This is a genomic window from Zooshikella ganghwensis DSM 15267 (assembly GCF_000428585.1).
GTDB lineage: Bacteria > Pseudomonadota > Gammaproteobacteria > Pseudomonadales > Zooshikellaceae > Zooshikella > Zooshikella ganghwensis.
This window is the reverse complement of sequence record NZ_AUAF01000384.1, coordinates 1-1326: the sequence shown is the minus strand read 5'-3', so window position 1 is coordinate 1326 and position 1326 is coordinate 1. Positions and strand designations below refer to the sequence as shown.

The window sequence follows — 1326 nt, the reverse complement described above, 5'->3', positions numbered from 1 at the left end:
CTGACATCCCCTGTCCCTTTGAATTTGTTTCGGCAAAACAAAGGTTGGGGTCAGGGGTTGTCATTTCAAACTAATAAAAGTCGAGCATCGCGTGAATCTGGTCTCAATAAAAAATACCAGGCTTCTGAATTTACTTTAATTAGTACCAATTTTTGGAATGGGGAAAAATGGGATTTAGCCAATATGGCTTCCCCGTGGTTGGAAATTGGTAAAGAGCTTGTTCATCCTAGTGGTCTTTTATCAACTCAAAATCCAGAACAATGGCCAATAAGGAGATGGAAAAGTACCTACAGCGGAACGATAGAGGTCCTTTGGTCAATCCATAGGTTTCACAATAATAAAGATTCTGCCAATGGATTTACTGGAAAATTTTATATCAATGGAAAGCTACAAGACCAAGTACTAGTAACCCCTTCAGGACAACCCAATATTAGTAGAAAGCTACGATTAGAAATAAAAGAAGGCGACTTTTTGGACTTTGCTATTAGCCCAGAGGGCATTGATGGCAGCCATTATATTGGCTGGGATTATAGCAAGTTAAATATTGCTATTAGCGCATTATCCTCAGAGCAAACTTCTGAAACTCAAATGAATAATCCCGACATTGAATACCTACACAGCTTTATTCAAAGTAGTGCTACCTATGAACAAAATGTAGCTTTTACAAAAAAATGCAATAGCTTAAATCAAAGTGCTGATTATAAGTCCTCCAGGATGGTTCAACACCGTACAGGATGGAGTTGTATGGTCATTGATGACCCTAGCAATGAGTCTACAACAGATACTAATGAAAATAGTAACAACAACTCAAATGAGGGGCAGGAATCAAAGCCCGAAGTAGAACATATTTACGAGTTCATTGCTCGTAATGCCAGCTATGCACAAGCAGTAACATTCACTAACAACTGTAAAGAGCTTAGCTCAAAACCTGAATATAAATCCTCCCGAATGGTACAAAATGCTAGTGGCTGGAACTGTATGGCGATTACAGCTACCGAGGATGAAAAAGAAGGTCAAAATTTATCACTTGCTCACTCTGCAAAAGACTGGTCCATTGAAGGAAAGCAAGGTTATAAAAACTGGTATTACGGTTATTTTAACTATGGGAAAGACCAAGATAAGAAATATCAAACGTCTGAGTTTACTTTAATTAATACAGAGCATTGGACGGGCAACAAATGGGAATTAACTAATATGGCTTCTCCAAGAATGGAAATTGGAAAAGAGCTAGTTTAACGCGATGCTCGACTTTTATTAGTTTGAAATGACAACCCCTGACCCCAACCTTTGTTTTGCCGAAACAAATTCAAAGGGACAGGGGATGTC

Annotated in this window: 1 protein-coding gene; it reads left to right on the top strand. The window is 38.5% G+C overall.

Annotated features, from left to right (window positions below; genetic code table 11):
* Positions 1-57: 57 nt before the first annotated feature.
* Positions 58-1236, top strand: a complete 1179-nt coding sequence (locus F607_RS32290; RefSeq protein WP_157365636.1) for a hypothetical protein — start codon at positions 58-60, stop codon at positions 1234-1236.
* Positions 1237-1326 lie beyond the last annotated feature (90 nt).